Source organism: Ammoniphilus soli (genome assembly GCF_040813775.1).
In genome coordinates, this window is sequence record NZ_JBEGDL010000036.1 from 18,165 (window position 1) to 38,811 (window position 20,647).

General features: G+C 36.3%; 17 protein-coding genes and 4 pseudogenes. 20 read left to right on the top strand and 1 reads right to left on the bottom strand.

What is annotated here, in order from left to right; translation table 11 throughout:
- Nucleotides 1-122: 122 nt before the first annotated feature.
- From ABLT31_RS32200 to ABLT31_RS32285, 18 genes and pseudogenes are all read left to right on the top strand, one after another.
- Nucleotides 123-1,616, top strand: a complete 1,494-nt coding sequence (locus tag ABLT31_RS32200) for an aldehyde dehydrogenase family protein (protein ID WP_367759442.1) — start codon at nt 123-125, stop codon at nt 1,614-1,616.
- Between the two features lie 91 nt (nt 1,617-1,707).
- A complete protein-coding gene (locus ABLT31_RS32205) occupies nt 1,708-2,841 on the top strand; it encodes a zinc-binding dehydrogenase (RefSeq protein WP_367759444.1) in 1,134 nt (377 codons plus the stop codon).
- Between the two features lie 104 nt (nt 2,842-2,945).
- Nucleotides 2,946-3,842 (top strand): alcohol dehydrogenase catalytic domain-containing protein, encoded by an 897-nt coding sequence (locus tag ABLT31_RS32210; protein ID WP_367759446.1) that lies wholly within the window; start codon nt 2,946-2,948, stop codon nt 3,840-3,842.
- Between the two features lie 31 nt (nt 3,843-3,873).
- Nucleotides 3,874-4,473 carry a TRAP transporter large permease subunit gene (locus ABLT31_RS32215; protein WP_462976564.1) on the top strand — a complete coding sequence of 200 codons (600 nt, stop codon included), beginning with the start codon at nt 3,874-3,876 and terminating at the stop codon, nt 4,471-4,473.
- A gap of 829 nt (nt 4,474-5,302) precedes the next feature.
- A pseudogene (locus tag ABLT31_RS32220) lies at nt 5,303-5,755 on the top strand (aldehyde dehydrogenase family protein).
- A gap of 124 nt (nt 5,756-5,879) precedes the next feature.
- A pseudogene (locus ABLT31_RS32225) lies at nt 5,880-6,056 on the top strand (hypothetical protein); the annotation flags it as partial.
- Nucleotides 6,057-6,441: 385 nt separating this feature from the next.
- Nucleotides 6,442-7,707: an MFS transporter gene (locus ABLT31_RS32230; protein WP_367759450.1), complete on the top strand. Its 1,266-nt coding sequence runs from the start codon at nt 6,442-6,444 to the stop codon at nt 7,705-7,707.
- Nucleotides 7,708-7,883: 176 nt separating this feature from the next.
- Nucleotides 7,884-8,735, top strand: a complete 852-nt coding sequence (locus ABLT31_RS32235; RefSeq protein WP_367759452.1) for an MFS transporter — start codon at nt 7,884-7,886, stop codon at nt 8,733-8,735.
- A gap of 83 nt (nt 8,736-8,818) precedes the next feature.
- Complete coding sequence (locus tag ABLT31_RS32240) at nt 8,819-8,986, top strand: hypothetical protein (protein ID WP_367759454.1); 168 nt, start codon at nt 8,819-8,821, stop codon at nt 8,984-8,986.
- A gap of 248 nt (nt 8,987-9,234) precedes the next feature.
- The gene (locus tag ABLT31_RS32245) at nt 9,235-10,824 is read left to right on the top strand and encodes a sodium:solute symporter family protein (protein WP_367759455.1); all 1,590 of its coding nucleotides are present in this window, start codon (nt 9,235-9,237) and stop codon (nt 10,822-10,824) included.
- A gap of 237 nt (nt 10,825-11,061) precedes the next feature.
- Nucleotides 11,062-11,502 carry a MaoC/PaaZ C-terminal domain-containing protein gene (locus tag ABLT31_RS32250; RefSeq protein ID WP_367759457.1) on the top strand — a complete coding sequence of 147 codons (441 nt, stop codon included), beginning with the start codon at nt 11,062-11,064 and terminating at the stop codon, nt 11,500-11,502.
- Nucleotides 11,503-11,574: 72 nt separating this feature from the next.
- Nucleotides 11,575-12,663 carry a tartrate dehydrogenase gene (locus ABLT31_RS32255; RefSeq protein WP_367759459.1) on the top strand — a complete coding sequence of 363 codons (1,089 nt, stop codon included), beginning with the start codon at nt 11,575-11,577 and terminating at the stop codon, nt 12,661-12,663.
- Nucleotides 12,664-12,774: 111 nt separating this feature from the next.
- Nucleotides 12,775-13,827, top strand: a complete 1,053-nt coding sequence (locus ABLT31_RS32260) for a C45 family autoproteolytic acyltransferase/hydolase (RefSeq protein WP_367759461.1) — start codon at nt 12,775-12,777, stop codon at nt 13,825-13,827.
- A 156-nt stretch (nt 13,828-13,983) separates the two neighbouring features.
- Entirely contained in the window at nt 13,984-14,784 is an 801-nt protein-coding gene (locus ABLT31_RS32265; protein ID WP_367759463.1) for a polysaccharide deacetylase family protein, read from the top strand.
- Entirely contained in the window at nt 14,772-16,361 is a 1,590-nt protein-coding gene (locus ABLT31_RS32270; RefSeq protein ID WP_367759465.1) for a class I adenylate-forming enzyme family protein, read from the top strand. Before ABLT31_RS32265 ends, ABLT31_RS32270 begins: the two co-directional genes overlap by 13 nt.
- A gap of 13 nt (nt 16,362-16,374) precedes the next feature.
- Nucleotides 16,375-16,782, top strand: coding sequence for an acyl-CoA thioesterase (locus ABLT31_RS32275; RefSeq protein WP_367759467.1), 408 nt, complete (start codon nt 16,375-16,377; stop codon nt 16,780-16,782).
- Between the two features lie 192 nt (nt 16,783-16,974).
- Nucleotides 16,975-17,553, top strand: a complete 579-nt coding sequence (locus ABLT31_RS32280) for a TetR family transcriptional regulator (RefSeq protein ID WP_367759469.1) — start codon at nt 16,975-16,977, stop codon at nt 17,551-17,553.
- Nucleotides 17,554-17,713: 160 nt separating this feature from the next.
- Nucleotides 17,714-17,934: pseudogene (locus ABLT31_RS32285) on the top strand (DMT family transporter).
- A 73-nt stretch (nt 17,935-18,007) separates the two neighbouring features.
- Here ABLT31_RS32285 and ABLT31_RS32290 read toward each other — a convergent pair.
- Nucleotides 18,008-18,088 (bottom strand): annotated as a pseudogene (locus ABLT31_RS32290) (FAD-binding protein); the annotation flags it as partial.
- Between the two features lie 483 nt (nt 18,089-18,571).
- Between ABLT31_RS32290 and ABLT31_RS32295 the strand changes: the two are divergent.
- Nucleotides 18,572-19,300, top strand: a complete 729-nt coding sequence (locus ABLT31_RS32295) for an MOSC domain-containing protein (RefSeq protein WP_367759471.1) — start codon at nt 18,572-18,574, stop codon at nt 19,298-19,300.
- Nucleotides 19,301-19,700: 400 nt separating this feature from the next.
- Nucleotides 19,701-20,588, top strand: coding sequence for an ectoine/hydroxyectoine ABC transporter substrate-binding protein EhuB (ehuB, locus tag ABLT31_RS32300; protein ID WP_367759473.1), 888 nt, complete (start codon nt 19,701-19,703; stop codon nt 20,586-20,588).
- Nucleotides 20,589-20,647 lie beyond the last annotated feature (59 nt).

The following is a 20,647-nucleotide window of genomic DNA, read 5'->3' on the forward strand; positions in this document are numbered from 1 at the left end:
ATTTATAAGCATCGGTTTACATGAATTGAAAATGGAAAGTCTTTTACCAAAAGTAGCATAGAAGGAAATATGACGGATCAGAAAAATCGTCGAGCCTTAAGAATAATAAGGAGGAATATACTATGTCAACATTGGTTTCCCTAAATCCTAAAGCAGCAGAATTTGCATTTAAACCATTAAAAATGTTTATAGGTGGCAAGTGGGTAGATGCTCTAAGTGGTAAGAGAACAGAAATTATTAATCCTGCCGATGGAACAATAATTACGACGGCTCCTGAGGCGGACAAGGAGGACGTCAATCTAGCAGTTATGCATGCGAGGAAAGCGTTTGAAGAAGGACCATGGGCAAGAGTGAAACCAAATGAACGTGCAAAACTGATGTTAAAGATTGCCGATTTAATTGAAAAAAATGCGGAAGAATTTGCCCATTTAGAAACCCTGGATTACGGTCAGCCGTTGTCTACTACGAGTGAGTTTGCAGCCTTTGTAGCCGAAAATTTCAGATATTATGCGGGGTGTGCAACAAAAATTACTGGGGAGACTTTCACCTCATCTATTCCTGGGGAAGTTTTTAATTTTACCAAAAGAGAACCCTTAGGAGTATGTGCAGGAATTCTTCCTTGGAATGCCCCATTAATAGGTGCTGTGATGAAAATTACCGCTCCACTTGCTGTAGGAAATACAATTGTTATTAAACCATCGATAGAAACACCAATTAGTTTATTGCGCTTAGGAGAGCTTATGCAGGAAGCGGGAATTCCTGATGGGGTTGTTAATATTATTACTGGTCGAGGTACCACAGTGGGAGATGCATTGGCTTCACACCCAGATGTCGATAAAGTTGCATTTACTGGTTCAACAGAAGTTGGAAGGAAAATAATTCAGAACAGTGCAATTAATATTAAAAAAGTTACATTAGAATTGGGCGGTAAATCAGCTAACATAATTTTTTCGGATGCAGATTACGAAAATGCCTTGGAAAATGCAGCAAATGCAATTTTCCTTAACACTGGTCAAGTATGTTATGCAGGTTCAAGACTGCTAGTGGAAAAGAAAATTTATGATAGATTTGTTGCAGATTTAGCTGAATACTCAAAAAAATACAAGGTTGGTAATGGTTTTGATGAATCATCCGTAATTGGTCCATTAATTTCAGCAAAAGCGAAAAAACGTGTTTTAAATTATATAGATATTGGACGGAAAGAAGGAGCAGAAATGCTTATCGGTGGTGATGCAACGGAAGGGCATTTAAGCCAAGGGTACTTTGTTAAGCCGACAGTAATGGCCAATGTGAACAATGATATGACCATTGCAAAAGAAGAGATCTTTGGACCTGTTGTTTCAGTTATTCCATTTGATGGAGTGGACGAAGCCATTCGGATTGCTAATCAAACTGAATATGGCTTAGGTGGTGGAGTTTGCACAACAAATCTTAAAAAAGCATTTAAAGTAGTTAATTCTATGCAAACTGGTAATATTTGGGTAAATACGTACAACCTTGAAGAGCCTAATTCCCCTTTTGGTGGATATAAACAAAGTGGTATCGGAAAAGAAAATGGAGAAGCTTCAATTGATGCTTACACACAAATCAAAAATGTGTGGATTGATCTTAACTAAAAAAATGAACTTAATCTATTGATTTGCTAGTTATATAGAATAAATATTATTCATCGATAACTAAATTTTAATTTCTATGAGGTGAGTTATCTTGATTAAAGAAGTTGCAAATAATAAAAGTACCACTACAATGCGTGCGGTTGTTTTGACTGGACATGGTGGTATAGACAAATTAGAATATAGAGCACAATATCCTGTTCCTAATATTGGTGAGAAAGAAGTACTTGTACAAGTTGGTGCATGTGCACTAAATAATACAGATATTAACGTACGTGTTGGGTGGTATGAAGCAAATAATAAGAGTGGTATTACCTTTGATGTTGTGAAAAATGGTTTTCAAGATATGAAAACTATTTTGGGAACATGGGAGCGAAAAGAAATGAGCTTCCCTCGTATACAAGGAGCTTCAATTGCTGGAACAATTGTAGCTGTTGGCTCAAAGGTAAGTAATGAACGTATTGGTGAAAGAGTCGTGGTTGATCCAATAATTAGAGAAAAGAAGTTACCTCCCTATGCACCTAGAGTGCAGTATCTTGGAATGGAAAAGGATGGAGGATATGCAGATTATGTTTCTGTACCTGCAGAAAATGCTATCAAGGTAAATTCTAATACAAGTTTTGCTCATCTCTCAACTCTTCCATGTGCATATCAGACTGCAGAGGAAATGCAGATTCGTGCAGGAGTAAAAAGAAACGATGTTGTTGTGGTTACAGGTGCTTCAGGAGGTGTCGGACTTGCCAATGTTCAATTAGCTAAACTACGTGGTGCTCAGGTCATTGCGATTAGTAGCCGTTCAAAAAAAGAACAGGTCCTTGAACATGGCGCTGACAAAGTACTAACAAGAGACGATGGAGATATTGGTGAACAACTTAAAGCCACAATCGGAGAACACGGAGCAACGGTTGCTTTAGATGTTGTAGGTGGGGAAGACTTTAATAAATTATGTAATATACTAGATCGTGAAGGCCGTCTTTCAACAGCAGGAGCTCTTGTAGGTCCAGCAGTAAATATAGATTTGAGAGACTTAATTTATAAGGATCTACAATATTTTGGAATTTGTTTTCCAGAACCAGAGGCACTTAGCAACTTGGTAAATTATGTAGAGTCTGGTAGGTTGAACCCTATTGTTCATGAATTGTTCCCTCTTGAAAAGCTGTCGGAAGCCCAGCTTGCTTTTGGTTCCAAGAATTATGTTGGTAAACTTGTAATTGATATGAGTATTTAGGTTAAACACCCGTAAATTATGATGAGTTTCATGATTTGCGGGTGTTTATGGTTGATTAAAAGCTACGTGAAGTAAACTGTATTAACTAAGGGGCAGACAAAATTATGAAAGCAATAGTAGTACGTGAAACGGGAGATTCTTCCGTCTTAAAAGTTGAAAATTTACCTGTTCCGGAGCCAAAGGATAACGAGGTTCTAATTAAAGTTCATGCATGTGGTGTTTGTTTTCATGATGTTGTTACTAGAAATGGTACGTTAAGACGAGGAATTAAAATGCCTTTAATTCCAGGACATGAAATTTCTGGTGAAATAGTGGCTATAGGGGAGAGTGTAATTGATTTTAAAATTGGTGACAAGGTTGCAACGACCCAACGACATCATATATGTGGGCACTGTAAATGGTGTAGAGGTGGGAAAGAAACACTATGCCCTGAGGCCAGGGTTTTAGGTGATTACGGTTTGAATGGTGGTTATGCGGAATATGTTGTTGTGGAAGAAGATAATTTAGCCCTTGTTCCTGAGGGGGTCTCGTTAGATGAAGCGGCGATTGCAGCTTGTGCTGTGGGAACGGAATTAAACGCTATAAGAGAAATTGGCAATTTAGTGCTAGGAGAAAGAGTATTAGTGACTGGTGCAGGGGGCGGCATTGGAATACATGGAGTACAGATTGCAAAAAGTGCTGGAGGATTTGTCATTTGTGTCACAACGTCTTCGAGTAAAGTCGATGTAATAAAAGATGCTGGAGCAGATGTTGTAATTTTGATAGAAAAAGGTGAGGAATTTTCAAAAAAGGTAAAAGAGGTCACCAACGGTTATGGTGTTGATCTGATTATCGATAATGTTGGAACACCAGTATTTAATTCAGTTAGAAAAAGTCTGGCGTTGGGGGGGCGTTGGATAGTAGTCGGTCAACTGTCCGGTGAGTTTGTAAAATTCAACCCAGCTCAATTTTTTTTGAAAGGAAACAGTATATTTTCGGCGATGAGTACTACGAGACAGTAGCTAGTTGATTCATTAAACCTAATCAAAAATCATCAAGGTACTTGGTGGAATTTATGGTGGTATTTTCACTCCTACTGAAGCAGCTGCTATGTCAATAATTTATATATTAATCATTAGTTTTATTTTTAATAGAAAAGAATTTACAATACTTAATATAAAGAAAAGCCTTGTTAGATCAATGGTCACTACTTCTGTTATTTATTTAATTTTATGCGGGGCTACTGTATTTTCAACGGCTTTATCATTTTCACAAATTCCTCAACAAATCACACAAATATTAGCAAATCTTACTGCTCCTAGTTGGGTTATTATGATATGCATATTAGTTTTAATTTTAGTATTCGGAACCTTTCTAGAATCTGTTCCTATTTTATATATTTCTATACCAATATTATTCCCTACGGCTATAAGTCTTGGTTATGATCCTATTCATTTTGGAATCCTAATAGTGATTTGTTTAATGTTAGGACAAATAACACCACCAATAGGTTCGAGTTTATTTGAAATTTCTGGTAATTTCGATGAAAAGTTGGAGGTTGTAATTAAAGGTACAATCCCGTGTATAATTGCTCTTTTGGTTGAGATAATTATTTTACTATATGTTTCTTGGTTAAGTACAGCCTTAACATAATGTATTATGTGAAGCATCCCATAAAAAGGATAAATCACCTATACGATGATCGGTGATCCTTCCCATACCCTCTCTCATAATTTTGATGTACTGAACGAAGAAGGTATCGGTTAAGAAATGCAACAAAAGGCAGAATTCTGTAGATTAATCTCGGTTTATTTTGGCCACTTTGGCAAACAGGCCTTTCGTGCTATTACTAAGGAGTAAAAATTTTTCAAAATAAATATTAACTAAACACCTCTTGAGGGTCTTAATGTTTGATTACCAAATTGTGGCTTGGAATAGATTGTAGAATATTTCAAAAATTATATATACAAATTGTGCGGTATAATGTACAATAAATTTGAAACTTACTCTAATGGGGGTGAAAGATAACATAAAAAATAGAAAAAAATTTTACCTACTGGTAAGTAACAAAGGGAGGTTTGTGAATTCTTACCTTGTGAATAATTGTAATAAAATGATTGTGTAAGCTACCGCGAATAATAAACGCCTAGGGTTGTAAGCGTTGTCACATTAAGGGTAACAAAGTCTTTATGCTTCGAATATGGGCGAAAAAGAAGATGTTCCGTTTTACTTTCCGGTAAGTAAAAAAACAAGTGCAAAGATGAAATGGATAGCAAAAAGGGTAGCAACTACGTAATTTACTTAACAGTAAGTAATGAGGAAGTATGATTTTTCTATGCGTGGGTGTTGGTGTTAAAAGGTTCGGATAAATCAAGTTTATTGAGGAGGCTATGAAATGACAACACAAAAAGTAGAAAAACGGTATAAGGCATTTATTAATGGTGAGCTAATAGAAAGTGTAGATAGTAATTAATTCCCTATTTTGAATCCAGTGACAGAAGAGATTATTGCAGAAGTTCCGTTATGTACAGAAGTGGATGTCAATAGAGCAGTAGAAGCTGCTGAAGAGGCATTTATAACATGAAAGAAAACAACGACACCGTCTGAAAGAAGCTCACTTCTATTAAAATGGGCCGATCTAATCGAACAGAATAGCGAACGTTTGGCGCATTTAGAATCGCTTAATGTGGGGAAACCAATTGCGTATGCACAGGCGGATATTGAATTTGTTATCAATCAAATTCGTTTTTTCGCAGGAACTGCGAGAAATCTGCAAGGATTGAGTATGGGAGAGTATGTTCCAAATCATTCAAGCATGATTGATTTAGATGAAGGGACACACGTAACAGCTCGTCTTGTTAAGAGTGAACCAACCATAAATCAAAAAGTAAAACTTTATAAGAACGAAAATTCCTTTTATTGGTTTCAATCTTGAACAGTTTGTAGAAGGGTGCAATGATGACAAATCGATTAAAGAATAATTTGGAGCAGGATCAGTTGGGGAAGGATGGGGAAATGGCAAAGCGGCAGCAGTTGCTTATGCACGTGAAGGTGCAAAAGTCATGGCCGTAGACTTACATGCTAAAGCTGCGGAACAAACGTGCCAAATTATTCTTAATGAAAAAGGGGTCTGTTCTTATCGAACGGCAAATGTAACAAATTCAGCTGAAGTTCAAAAAGTCGTTACAGACACAATTAAGGAGTTTGGTCAAATTGAATTCTTTATAAGAATGTAGGATTTGCTCAAATGGGAGGAGTCGTCGATCTACCTGAGGAGGATTGCATCTAAAGTTAATTTGATTGGTTGGTCTATGGGATGTTCCGTTATATGGGGGTATATTGAGCTGTTTGGTCAGGATATGATTAATAAGCTCAGTTTTGTTGTGAACTACCGTTTTTGTCTGCCAACCCCTATCCCCCTATGATTTTCAAGAAGAAATCCTCCAATACGGTGGCAGTCATTTAGACATATGGCATATTCATCACATAACTGGAAAACAGAGTAATATCAATGCACCTGGTCACGAAAGTATGAAATCCCTTTTAAGTGTGCGAAGCCTTAATTAATTGTTGACGAAAGAAAAAATATAGTTTTCTAATCTAGAGAAATGGGGAAAGAGTATGAAAAGATATTTACAATTAGGCGTTGTCTATTTAGGTTCGTTTACTTCATGGTTTTTTGTTGTTTCAATCGTTGTCTATGGATATATCGTTAATAGCTTCCCTGGGCAGGGTTCTCTCACCGTTTTGATGATGTCATTACCATCGTTATTCGCTTTGATCGGTGGACTTGCCGCAATACCATTGATGCGCATTATGAGTAAGAAATCAATTGTGATGATTGCCCTCTGCCTAAGTCTTTGCGGCGGTCTGATTATCCGTTTCATGGGAACAAACAGTTTGACATTTGCATTGATTGGAACAGCATTGACTGGACTGCCGGCAGGATTGCTGCCCTCGGTGAATAATGTGACTCTGACATTCATCGCACCTGAGAAACTTCGAGATAAAGTAATTGGATTTGATTACGCAGTGCTTTCTTTGGGGATGGTTATGGTTCAGGCGTTGGCAGGCTATCTTGCATCTGATGGAGACTGGGCAAGTGCGTACAATGTTTTTTATTTAATTATTCCAATTATTATTTTGACAGTATTTTTCTATCCAAGTGTAAATAGTGATAACACAAACGATATTGCAATGACAACAACAACTGAATCCGAAAAGGGAACCAGTTTATCCATAAAATCCGTATTATCTATAGTTCCCAAATTTATAATTGCCCTTTTGGTTGTTCGGTTTATCGCAGGATTTTTCTATATAGGATTTCCTTATAATGTGTCTGACTATTTCATTAATGAACGGAATATTAGTTCAAGTCAGGTCGGAATGGGCGCTTCCATAGGAAATTTCTTTGGCATTTTTGCTACTGCCTTTATATTTATATGGATGAAAAAATTAAAAAGATTTAGTCTGATGATAGCGTTAGTAGTTGTCGCAATGGCAGGTATCTTCTGCATAACTCTACCTAGTAATTACGCTGTTATATTAGGATGGATTTTTGCAGGGATGGGGGCTCTGATATTTTCCTCAGCTGTAAATACGCTTGTAATTTTGGGATTCAAGGGTAGGATTGCTGAAATTATTAGCTCTTTATGCATTGTAGCAATGTTCTCCGGGGAATTTCTTGCCGGATATGTTAATCCCTTGCTATCCAAACTGATATTTGGAGACGTTACTGCTTTAAATAATATTCTGGTTGCCAGTATGGGTTGTATCGTTATGGGTATTGTTTCTGTACCATTTTGCAAAAATGCATATAAACACTTATATCTTTCAAAAAAGACAGATAGTTACGAAAGTATAGAGGACTCAGAAACTGCAATGTAGATGTCACGAAGTGCGTCATCGAGACTAGCTTATAATCTTTTGGTAAAAGAAATAATTTTATATTTGTGTAAAATATTAAAGAGCCATTATTGGAATAGGTGTAGCAGCGTTAATAATCGCTCCTTATACCCTTGCTATATTATGGTTTCAAGATTCTAAAGCCCAATGGAATTAGTATGGGCGTAATGTTAGGAGCAGATGGAGTTGGAACATTAGTTGCTACTTATCTATTCTCGATATTTCTCATCACATTTGGTTGGAGGTCTGGCTCCTTAATAGGTTGCTTACCGTTCTTAATCATTCTCTTTATCGCTTTAAAATATCTAAAAGATCCACCAAATTTTAGCAAAACCATTGAAGTTGAAACATTGAAAAAGAATAATGGATTTAAATCTAATATACCATTATTAATTAACAGAAATGTGATCGGTAGTTCGATATACGTAATAGCTCAAATCAGCGCATTTAGTTTAGCAGTCTATTGGGTGCCAACTATTCTTATAGAGGAAAGTGGATGGTCTGAAGGACTTGCAGGGTTTATTGGAGCATCCTTTGCAGTTGCAGGTACACTAGGTGCTATTGCCGCTGGATTTTTTTCAGATAAGCTAGGTAAACGTGCACTACTCATTAATGTTGCTGGTGTTGGATTACTAGTAATGTTTTTTGGTTTCACCTATTCTTATGTGATAGGGAATTATACTTTACTGGCCATTTTGCTTCCATTAGCAGGTTTGTTTGCTTATGCAGGAATGCCAGTCGCCTATGCTCTTGTAGCTGATACGGTTGATCAAAGTAAAATAGGCTTTGTAAATGGTATCGTTATATGTTTAGGTTTTACAATAGGAGGATTAGTTGTCCCGTTATTAATTGGCTATGTTAAAGATACAACAGATTCTTATTCCATTGGATTCGTGGCTTTAACTATATATCTATTTGTATCTATTTTAATTAATATGTTTTTACTTAAAGACAGAGTAAATACGAACAAAGAACATACGAGTAGTAAAGAGGCAGCTAGCTTTACTTAAGCAAACTACCAAAGTACCTAAAGTGGAATTCGAATAGCCCTAATCTATATGGAATCGTATTGATAAGCGCGAAGTTCATGTAAGTGGATCTTCGCGGAGTTGAGCTAGGTAAGGATTGCGTATTCCACAAAGATTGGGACGGGTTAACGAAGTTGGCAACTTGGATGAAAGAACTAGGCCGAGTGTATAAAAAATCGAATGGGCGTTCTCACTTTGCCAGCTTCTTAGCCAAGGTTGAACTTGTGAGATGAAGTGAAAACTTCACACTACAGCACTAACTGAAAATGAGAGAGAAAATGAAAGAAAACATTACTTTTAGGAGGATGATTAAAGTGGTTATTGGAGATCTGATTTTTACTGTTTTTTTCGGGGGTTCCTTAATAATTTATGGAGTGATTTGCAAATACCATATCCTTAGAATAGAGAAATCCATTAATAATATTCAAGATCTGTCCAATGTAACTAAAGATAACGTAAATAAAGAATTGGGGGGATTATAGTGTTTGCTGTAGGTGTAGTTACATTCTTTATATTGATCACTTTATTAGGTATCTATGTCTCTAAAAAGGTTACTAATGCAGCTGATTATTACGTGGCAGGCAGAAATGCATCTACTGTTCTTATTGTAGGATCATTGGTAGCGTCAGTAGTAAGCAGTGTAGGTTTTACTGGAGAAGTTGGTTTTGCTTATGATGGATATCCCATTTTGTTAGCCATTTTTATTATGATTATGTGTAGTGGGTATGTTCTAGGTACAATTATGTTCGGTAAATACCTAAGAAGAAGTGAAGCTCTTACATTACCAGAATTCTTTGGTAATCGATTTCAATCGAAAAAAGTCCAAGTTGCTGCTTCTATTACAGTAATTGTAGGAATTACTGCTTATTTAGTTTCCGTTGCACAAGCTGGTACCATAATTCTTGCAGACATTTTGGGCATAAATTATGTTCTCGCACTCATTATAATGTGGTTAGTTTATACTACGTTTACGTTTTTGTCTGGTGCTAAGGGTGTTTTAGTAACTGATACTTTTATGTTCTTTTTATTTTTTATTGCAAGTGTAATTTCTGTTCCAGTCATACTAATGGCAACAGGTGGTTGGCCTGATGCATTTATTAATAGTGTAGCACAACAAGGTAGAGAAGGAGTTTTTAACTGGCATGGTATAACTGGTGAAGGTGCATATATGGGTACGAAAAGTGAAGTTCTTATTTGGGTTATCACTATGGCAATTTCTTGGGCATTCGTAACAGCTATAAGTCCTTGGCAAACTAGCCGATACCTTATGGCAAAGAATGAACATGTTATACTTAGAGCTGGAATGCTGGCACCAATACCTATGCTAATTATTTATCTATTCTTGCATTCCACTATGGCTACATTACCTTTAATTAAACCGGAAATAACCAATTCGGAGAGTGCTTACATTTGGGCGGCGCAGAATATTCTACCAATGTGGATGGGAGTTATTGTAGTTAGCGGGATCATGGCGGCTGTACTTTCATCTTGTTCCACTTTCTTACAATTGATTGGAAACACAATTGCTAGAGATATAATTCCAAATAAAAATCTGTCTGACAAAAAGGTGCTCAATTTGGCAAAGGCTTCAATGCTGATTGCAAGTGTGATCGTATTAATTATTGGGTTAAAACCGCCAACTTCTGTGATGTGGCTTGCCTATAGTGCGGCTACAATGTTTGCTGCTTCGTGGGGTCCAATGGCTTTGGCCAGTATTTATTCTAAAAAGGTGACTAAAACAGCAGCATTTTGGAGTATTCTATTAGGATTATTTGGAGTACTAGTAGGAGAGGCGTTGAAATTATTTGGATTAACGTTGCCTTTATTCTTGCCACCAGTAATAATTGGCACAATTTTATCGATCACATCATTAGTCTTAATTTCAAAGTTGACTAACGTTACAGAAGAAGAACGATTAGAAAGAGAAAAGCTTTTTGTCATACCAGAGTCTATGTATGATAGTAAGGAACTAGCAATAACCAAAAGATACCCTTTATTTATGATAATAAGTGGAGTGGGTCTTATTGCAATCACTTTCGTTTATTATTACTTACCAGTTCACCTAATGTAGCTAGTGGGTTGTTATTTTGACTGAACAGGGGCGGGCCAGAAAAGCCGAAAGCGCTCCTGCTTTTTTAACGATATGAATAGCCCTTATAACGCCGACTGGCTCGACGATTGTGTGCTTCGTATAGATAATAGAAATTTCTGTACAATTAAAATTGCAGAAGGTATAATAACATTATACCTTACTTACTGTTAAGTAAAATAAATTAAGAAATTTTTAAGATGGGAGACGAATTATTGAATGGGATATTACTACGAAGACTTCGAAGTAAATAAAAAATTTGAAAGTCCACGCCGAACAATTACTGAGACAGATTTAGCTTTTTATGCGGGGTATTCTGGGGATTATAATCCAATTCATACGGATGAGGAGTTTGCCAAAAAGACAGCTTTTGGAACAAGAATATTACATGGTCCAGCTGGATTTGCCATTGCAATTGGATTAGAAAGCAGACTAGGAATAAAAGAGGGAACAGCCATTGCTTTTTTAGGAATGACATGGGATCTTAAAGCTCCAATTAAAATTGGTGATACGATTAAAGTCATTGAAACCATCCTGTCAAAACGTGAAACATCAAAACCTGATCGTGGAATTGTAAATTTTCATGTTGAGGTTGTAAATCAGCTTGGTGAAGTGTGTCAAGAAGGTGAATGGAAAGTGATGATGATGAGGAGAACTTAAGTTACAATCTACTGAACGGTAAGTAAAATATTGCACAAAACAGCAATTTACAATATGAAAGAAGGAATTATTATGAAAATATACAATATCGCTGTAATACCAGGTGATGGCATTGGTCCTGAAGTAATCGCAGAAGGTGTCAAGGTTTTAAAGAAAGTAGCGGAAATACGTGGAGAATTTAAATTCCAATTTACCTATTTTCCTTGGGGGTGTGAATATTATACGAAGCATGGAGAAATGATGCCGAGTGAAGGTTTGGAACAGTTATTACAGTTTGATGCCATATATTTAGGGGCGGTTGGATATCCTGGAGTTCCTGACCATATATCCCTTTGGGATTTGCTCCTTAAGATTCGAAAGGGGTTTGACCAATATATAAATATTCGACCGATTAAGTTACTAAAAGGTGCACCTAAAACCTTAATGGATGCTAAAAGGGAAGACATTGACATGCTTTTCATTAGAGAAAATAGTGAAGGTGAATATGCAGGAAAAGGAGATTGGTTATTTCCAGGAAAACCAGAAGAAGTGGTTTTACAAACAGGTGTCTTCTCGCGTAAAGGAACTGAACGAGTTATACGATACGCCTATGAAACGGCCCGAAGGATGGGGAAATCATTGACTAGCATCAGTAAGGCCAATGCATTGAATTACTCGATGGTGTTCTGGGATCAAGTGTTTGAAGAAATAGGAATGGAATATCCGGATGTAAAAACTTATTCCTATTTAGTTGACGCAGCTAGTATGTTCATGATTAAACAACCTCAGCGTTTTGAAGTGGTTGTGACATCCAATTTATTTGGAGACATCTTAACCGATCTTGGCGCGGGGATTGCAGGAGGGTTGGGATTAGCTGCTGGAGCTAATATCAATCCGGAAAAAGTTTACCCTTCGATGTTCGAACCTATCCATGGTTCCGCACCGGATATTGCAGGTAAAGGGGTGGCTAACCCACTTGCAGCCATATGGTCCGCTAGCCAAATGTTGGAATTCCTTGGGTATGAGAAGCTTGCTGAAATGACATTAGATGCTATTGAATCCATTATGATAGAAAGACAGGTTCTTACGCCGGACATGAATGGACAGGCTGCCACTTCTGAAGTTGGAGATCGGATTGTTCAGATCTTGTCAGATAAACTTTTGCATACGAGTAACCACTAAAACATTTTACCCCACTCTCGTCTGCTGATTCTACATTTTATAATTAATAACGCTCGCCTGCGCACTTTTCTGTTCGTTTGAAAAAAAATATATTATAGGGAGAGAGATGTTTTGAAACATATTAAAGTTTCTGGAAACTCGTATGAATGTGGCTTCCAAGTTGGTGTGAAAGCTCGTGAAGAAATAACAAAGGCAGTACAGCTATATAAAAAAATGTTCCGTTATAATAAAGTAGAGTGGGAAAAGGCCCGTGAGGAAGCCAATAAATATATTCCATGGATTCAAGAGTACGATGAAGACATTATGGAAGAAATTCGTGGAATTAGTGAAGGGGCAGAAATTGACCTACTAGATATCGTCGCGCTAAATGCTAGAAGTGAAATTATGTCAAGTAATGATGGCTGTACATCAATGGCTGCTGTTCCTCCAAGTACAAAATATAGAGAAACTATCATTGGACAAAATTGGGATTGGGTTGGGAAAATAAAGGATAGCTTAATTATTCTTGAAATTGAGCAAGATAATAAACCAAAGATTCTAATGTGTACAGAAGCAGGTATAGTAGGAAAAATTGGGATGAATAGCAGCGGAATAGGGGTATGCTTAAACTTTTTAAGTATTCAGCAAAAGGAATACGGAGTTCCCATTCATATTGTATTAAGAGGAATTTTAAATAGTGAGTTTCATTCACAAACGATTGGACAAATCTCCCGTATGCCAAGAGGAACAGCGGCAAACTATTTAATTGCTTCTAAAGAGGGAGAAGCCATTGATGTTGAAGTAACATGTGATGATTATGATGTTATATATGCAGAAAACAATTATATTACGCATTCCAATCATTTCTGTGGGCCTAAATATATTAATATTAAAGATACTTCAAGATTGAAATTCCCAGACACACATTTAAGAAACAAACGAGCTGAAAAGTTATTGAAGCAGGTAGATGGAGAAATCACTGTAGAAACGTTTAAGGAAATTTTGTCAGATCATATTAATTTCCCAGACAGTATTTGTCGACATGGAGAAGAGATAAAACCTAAGTTAGGTAGACCACTTCTAGCTAATACCGTATTTTCAATCATAATGAATTTAACTTCAGGATATATAGAGGTTGCACCAGGACAACCATGTCGTAATGATTTCAAACGATACGAAATTTAATTTCCATTATGCAGTTGAGATTGATATTAATTAATTGATTTATCAGATATTGAGGTGTACAATTCTATAAAAAACCCTTATTTATCTGCCAGCTGTTTCTATTGATCTATGGAAAAGATTATGAATATAAATTTGTTGATGAGGGTGGACAGCAACATGACGACAAAAGTTTTACTAACATTCGATGTGGATTTTCAATTGTTATGGACTGGAACCTTTCACAAAACAACGTTAGCTGAACTCTCCAGAGGAGAATATGGAGCGCGTGTAGGGTTAGAACGTATTTTGAATTTGTTAGAACAAGAAGCAATTAAAGCAACGTTTTTTGTACCAGCTAAACAAATTGAAAATTATCCATATTTAATAAAAAAAATACGCGATAATGGACATGAAATAGGTCTTCATGGTATCTCTCACGAAAGATGGAATCAATTATCTGAAGAGCAAGAAAGAGAAATACTTTTTCATGGAAAGAAGATGTTAGAAGAGTTTTTACAAACTACTATTTCAGGTTTTAGGTCACCAGCGTGGAACTTGAATATGATTACCCCATCTCTTTTGCAAGAATATGGGTTCAAATATGATTCTAGTTTAATGGCAGATGACTACACACCCTATTACTTACGTATAGGGGATTCAGCTGATATCGACGGTAATATAAAATTCGGACAGCCATCTAGTATTTTAGAAATTCCTGTTTCCTGGGAATTGGATGATTTTCCCTATTTTGCTTTTACAGGCCAAAATAGAGGACTTAGTTCTCCAGATTTTGTGTTTAACCGCTGGATGGAAGAGTTCTATTATGCTGATAAATTAGAGAATAGTGTGTATACCTTGACTATGCATCCACAAGTTATTGGCAGAGGCCCTCGGATAGAGATGGTAGAACGTTTGATTAAAACGATTAAAGAAAAATCAAATGCGGTCTTTCATACAATGTCTGAATGTCTGGAGTAGAAGTCAGAGGATTCAACATCAGCAATATCGATATGAAGTATGCCAAGAAAGGCGGTATAATAATGAATTTAGCAAAAGAGTTTATTCAAATTGCCAACTCTTATGGTAACAGGCCTGCAATTTCTTTTAAGGATCAAGATATTTCATATGTAGAGTTAGCCAATCAAATTAAGGCGACCATTAATATCTTAAAAGAAAATGTTAAATTTGGAGATATTATTTGTTGCTTTTCAGAAAATAGGCCGGAAATTATTAGTCTTTATTTAGCAACAACCGCTTTAGGAGCTATTTTCGTACCTATTAATCATCAACTGACTGCGGATGAAGTGGCAGATATATTAAAAAGAACAAACCCGGTTCAATGTTTTACTTCTGAAAATTCGGAGGATTTATTCAAGGAAGCCTTAAAAATTACTGCATTTGAAAAAGAGTATAAATTGATTGGAAATCCTGTGGCTGTAAATAAAAATGATAGTTATGGAGTAGCTGAATTGCAGGAGTTTGACCAGGATACAGACGCATTAATCATTTTTACTTCTGGCAGTACAGGTGTACCCAAAGGAGTTGTAGCCACTCATCTCAATGAATTAGAATCAACCAAACAATATAAAGAAGTATGGCATATTAATGAAAATGATAAAGTATTAATTACTTTACCGATGTCCTTTTTATACGGATTAACTACTGGAACTCTTACTTGCTTATTTGCTGGAGCACATGTTGTCTTGGAAGAAAAATTCCATCCTGTAAAAGTGTTAAATAAAATGGTTCAAGAGAAAATTACATTATTTATGGGTGTACCTACGATGTATAATATGATGCTAAATGCATCTGAGAAGATGGATATCACTAGATTAGATTCTATTCGATTGATGTTAACAGCTGGTGCACCTATCGCTGAGAGTACAGTGAAGCATTTTAAACAAAAGTTAAATATTCAAATTATGAATTTCTTTGCCTTAACAGAAGTGAGACCTGTGATTGCTTATAATACGAAAACAGATACTTTTAAAGAGGGTTCATGCGGTAGAGTTGCTCCAGGTGTTCAAATTAAAATTCAAGATAATGATGGAAACGAAGTCGTTTCTCCCCAAACAGAGGGCGAACTACTCATTAAGAGTAATACGTTATTTAAGTGTTATTATAACGACCCTGATCAGACTAAATCGGTTATCAAAGATGGGTGGTTTTATACAGGAGATTTGGTCAAGTATGATGAAGAAGGTTATTTTTATATAGTTGGCCGGAAAAAAGAGTTAATTATACGTGGAGGTATTAATATTTCTCCTAGTGAAATAGAAGAATGTATTTCAAAACATCCATCTATCTATGAAGTAGCAGTTATTGGCATCCCAGATGATGTGTTTGGTGAAAAAGTAGCAGCGGTTATTTCTTTAAAAGAGGAACACACATTATCTCCTGATGAAATTCAAATGTTTGTAAAAGAAAGAATGGCTGAGTTTAAGGTACCTGAACATATCGTGATCGTATCAGAATTACCTAAAAGTGGAGTGGGCAAAATTAATAAAAAAGAACTTAAGAAATTGTTGAATAACGAATGTAGAGTAATTTTTTAGTGAGGGGTTACTTATGAAGGTTATGAAACATAGAGTTCGGTATAATGAAGTGGATGCACAAGGAATTGTATTTAACGCCCATTATTTAACATGGTGTGATAATGCCTCCTATGAATTCTTTAGAAAAAAGGGCTGGTCCCCTCATGAATTGGCCTCCAAAGACTTTGATTTTGTAGTGAGATCAGCAAATATAGACTACAGAGAACCAGCTTATTTAGATGATTTATTAGATATTGATTTATATGTCAAGAAAATAGGAGTCACTAGTTATCATGTTGTATTTAATATAATGCGTAATGAAACAATCCTTGCTGTTGTAGAAATGACTCATATTAACATAAAAGATAAACAATCCTATCCAATACCTGAAGAGATAAAATCGTACCTTAATGAAAGCCTCTTTGGCACGTGTTACTCTTAACGGCAATGTAGGTCGGACAGATTCACCATCGGTTCTGCCATGAAAGTGTATCCATTTAAAGCCACGACAACTGCTCTCGTGGCTTTTCCTTTTATTTAGAGTATATGCCTTGTAGTAGACAAAATCATATTCCCGAGGTATGATAAGGTTAAAAATTTACTTACTGATAAGTAATGTGACCTGGAGGTTAGGATGCAGCACGGGAATGGTATTACAACGAGGACCATACTTTTAACTGCTTCTGAGATATTTGCAAAAAAAGGGTATCGAGCATCTACACTTGAAGATGTGTCTAAAGAACTTGGGGTAACAAAGCCAGCGCTATATTATTATGTTAAGAACAAGCATCAAATTCTTTGGTCGATTTTTGAAGAAATTATGGATATATATCTTCGTTCCGCAATGACTATCATGGAAAAGGATATAGATCCAAAAGAAAAGCTCCGCGGATTAATTGAAGGTCATGCACACGCTGTTCTTGATAACCAAACTTTTACCACTATCTTTAATCATGAACAATCCGAGCTTAAAGAGGAAGAACTCAAATCGTTGAGAAGTAGGGTTAAGGCATATGAAATGTTATTTGTCCAAGTATATAAAGAAGGCATAAATTTGGGTCACTTTAGATCTTTAGATCCTCATACTGTTGTTAGGGGTATATTTGGAATGGTAAATGGATTGTATCAATGGTATGACGCGGAAGGTCCAATTTCTAAAAAAGAAATAATAGGTATTTATTTGCAATTACTTGAAGGCGGGTATATGAATTAAGTGTCGAAGTATGCAATTGATTATATCTCACCTTTGACAGTGGTCCTAATAGATTGGGCTTCTGTGGGAGCGTTTGCGCTACAACCTTAAAACCTCTGCATAGGAAGGGGGTGTTTCCCTAATCGAAAAATATGTTCTTGGGGGCAAAGACGACCTATTCATGGCGCTTATCAGGATGCGGCGAAGAGAGAGCTTCATATGTTTGAGTTTTGCAATGAGAAGTCTACCTATGGGTACGGCTTATGCAATATGGACCGGGATCGGTACTGTAGGAGGAGCATCGGTTGGCATGTTTTTCTTTGGTGAATCAAAAAACTGCGTCGCATCCTGTTCATTGCAATGGTATTAGCTGCTGCTGTCGGGTTGAAGATCATCTCTTGACCAGGCTTTGACGTATCTGCTGACATTTATAGCTAAGGTTTGACCGTCATAATGGACATCGAAAAAGTCTTGCTTTGGAGTTCGGCATTCCCGCTAAGTGCTGAATGGCACAAGAAATCCCACAAGCAATATATAAATCAGGATTAACTACTTTGCACATACAAGTATTTTTTTCCCACGCTGTATATCCTCTTCTTATAAAAAAATAGACTATTTTTGTTGCCAAGAATGGTAGATTAACTTCAATCACCTCTATGTCCTCTTCTGCATTGCCAAGAAACGACTATCGAAGTTTATGGAGATGATATAGAATAACCGGTAAGTTCAATTACTAAATATCGAGTATTCAAAAAATACTGTACATTACATCTGTGATTGGGTATAATTTACTTACTGATAAGTAAGTGAATTTGTTGTCGACCAAATTTGCTTCTTTGCGGGAGCTGCTAGGAATTTGCAAGGATTGAGTATGGGAGAGTATGTTCCAAATATTCAAGCATGATTTGGAGAGAGCCCGTAGGACCTACTTTTTAAAAAGGATCCTAAAAAATTCTTATCCAACTTGAAAGAAAAAATGGATAAATTGTTAATTGTGCTGATTGTTCCGTCTAGCAAAATTTAAAATTGGAGGGAGCTAATGTTAATCGGTCATATCAAGGAAATTGTTCGCCACCCTGTGAAATCCTTTTACGGAGAAAGTTTACAGAAAACAAAAGTAATGGAATATGGATTATATGGAGACCGTAGCCATGGTTATTTAGATGAAACAAAGCCAGGGAAGTTTTTAACCATTGCACAATTCCCGGAAATGGCTCAATATAAAGCAAGGTTTGTAGGAGAAGAGCTCATGAAGGAATATCCCAAGGTCGAAATAATAACACCCGAAGGTAGGGTTTTTGATTGGAAAGATACAGAACTGATTAAAGAAATTGAAAACAAAACAAACAGGAAAATTTCAACTTTTGCATATACCCCTTCGTATGTCCCTATCGGGCCAATTGCAGTAGATCACATACATCTGGTATTTGATACTTCCATAAATAAGTTAAAAGAATTGTGGGGAAAAGGAGAAGTCGATCATCGGCGGTTTCGCCCTAATTTTATTATATCATTAATAGAAAAAAATCCATTTATAGAAGAAACGTGGTTTGGAAAACAAATGAAAATAGGGGAAGAGGTGGAAATTGAATTAACAAGTGATTGTCCAAGATGTATGATTATTACCGTTAATCCTGATAGTGGAGAACGAGATGCAACTTTACTTAAAACCATTGTAAAAGAAAGAAAACAAAATTTCGGCATTTATGCTTCTGTGAAAAAAACAGGTGAAATTCATGTAGGTGATGAAGTCCATTTGTTTGAATGAATAACACTTTATAAATTATAGAATATATACCACCGTTGCCGTTGTTCACCCATGTGGACACCTCCTCGTTAGGATCAGTATTGCACGATTAATACCTTCTTAACGGTGTGTCCACTATGTATTCTAGCTTCGTTTTTTACTTAACAGTAAGTAAAGAACACCGAAAAACCTTTTAGGTAAGTACAATAAGGGGGTGATTTAGCCCAATAGAGCAAAATTAGTTTTTTGTTACCGTTTAGATTCGATGCCGTAACACTATGCATTTCTAGGAAATCACAAAATGTTAAGTAAATCTTGGCACATTGCCTCAATGAATCTTTGGAGCAAAAGTAGGTGTCCTATAGCAGGTATTTTATTCTGGGTTGGGTAGCTCCAAAAATATGATAAAAGGAGAATAATAATGAAAAAATTGATCACCAGTTTGTTTATATTAGTTTTGGTATTTAGTCTGATTGGATGCAGCAGTTCAGAATCTTCTTCCTCTGGCAAGGAATCAGAAGGGGAGACAACATTAGAAAAAGTTAAAAGGGAAGGGAAAGTGACGGTTGGATTTGCCAATGAGATTCCATATGCATATAAAACACCAGACGGTGAATTGACGGGATTGGGGGTTGAGGTAGCGCGTGCGGTTTTTAAAAGAATGGGAATCAATGAGATGGAAGGTGTATTAACAGAATTTGGTTCAATGATTCCAGCAGTAAAAGCGAAACGTTTTGATATTATTACAGCAGGTATGTATATCACTCCAGAACGGGCTAAAGAAGTTGACTTTGCTAATCCGGAGTATAGTATTGGTGAGAGCATTGGTGTAAAAGTTGGAAATCCTTTTAATATAAAAAGTTATGAAGATATTAAAAATAATAAAGATATTAAAGTAGCTGTCTTAAGTGGGACTGTTGAACAGAAGTACTTACTAAAAGTTGGAGTTTCTGAAGATCAAATAAAGCTACTTCCTGACCTTCCAAGCGCCTTTTCTGCTCTTAAATCAGGGAGAGTAGATGTGGTTGCGACGACAAGACCATCACTGAAAGATTTGTTAGATAAAACTAAAGATAGCGGTATAGAGATTGTAGAGGATTTTGTACAACCTGTGATAGATGGGAAAAGTGTACGTTCATATGGTGCAACAGTTTTTCGTCAAGAAGATGATGATTTTAGAGAAGCCTTTAATAAAGAGCTTGAAGTATTGAAAGAATCCGGAGAATTACTAGAAATTCTTGAGAAATTTGGACTTACAGAACAGGAACTGCCTGGCGATGTAAAAGCGGAGGAGTTATTAAAAGACTAATCTTAAAGGATAATATCAAAGTAATAATTGGAAAGACGAGAAGAATCTTTCTTTCCTTT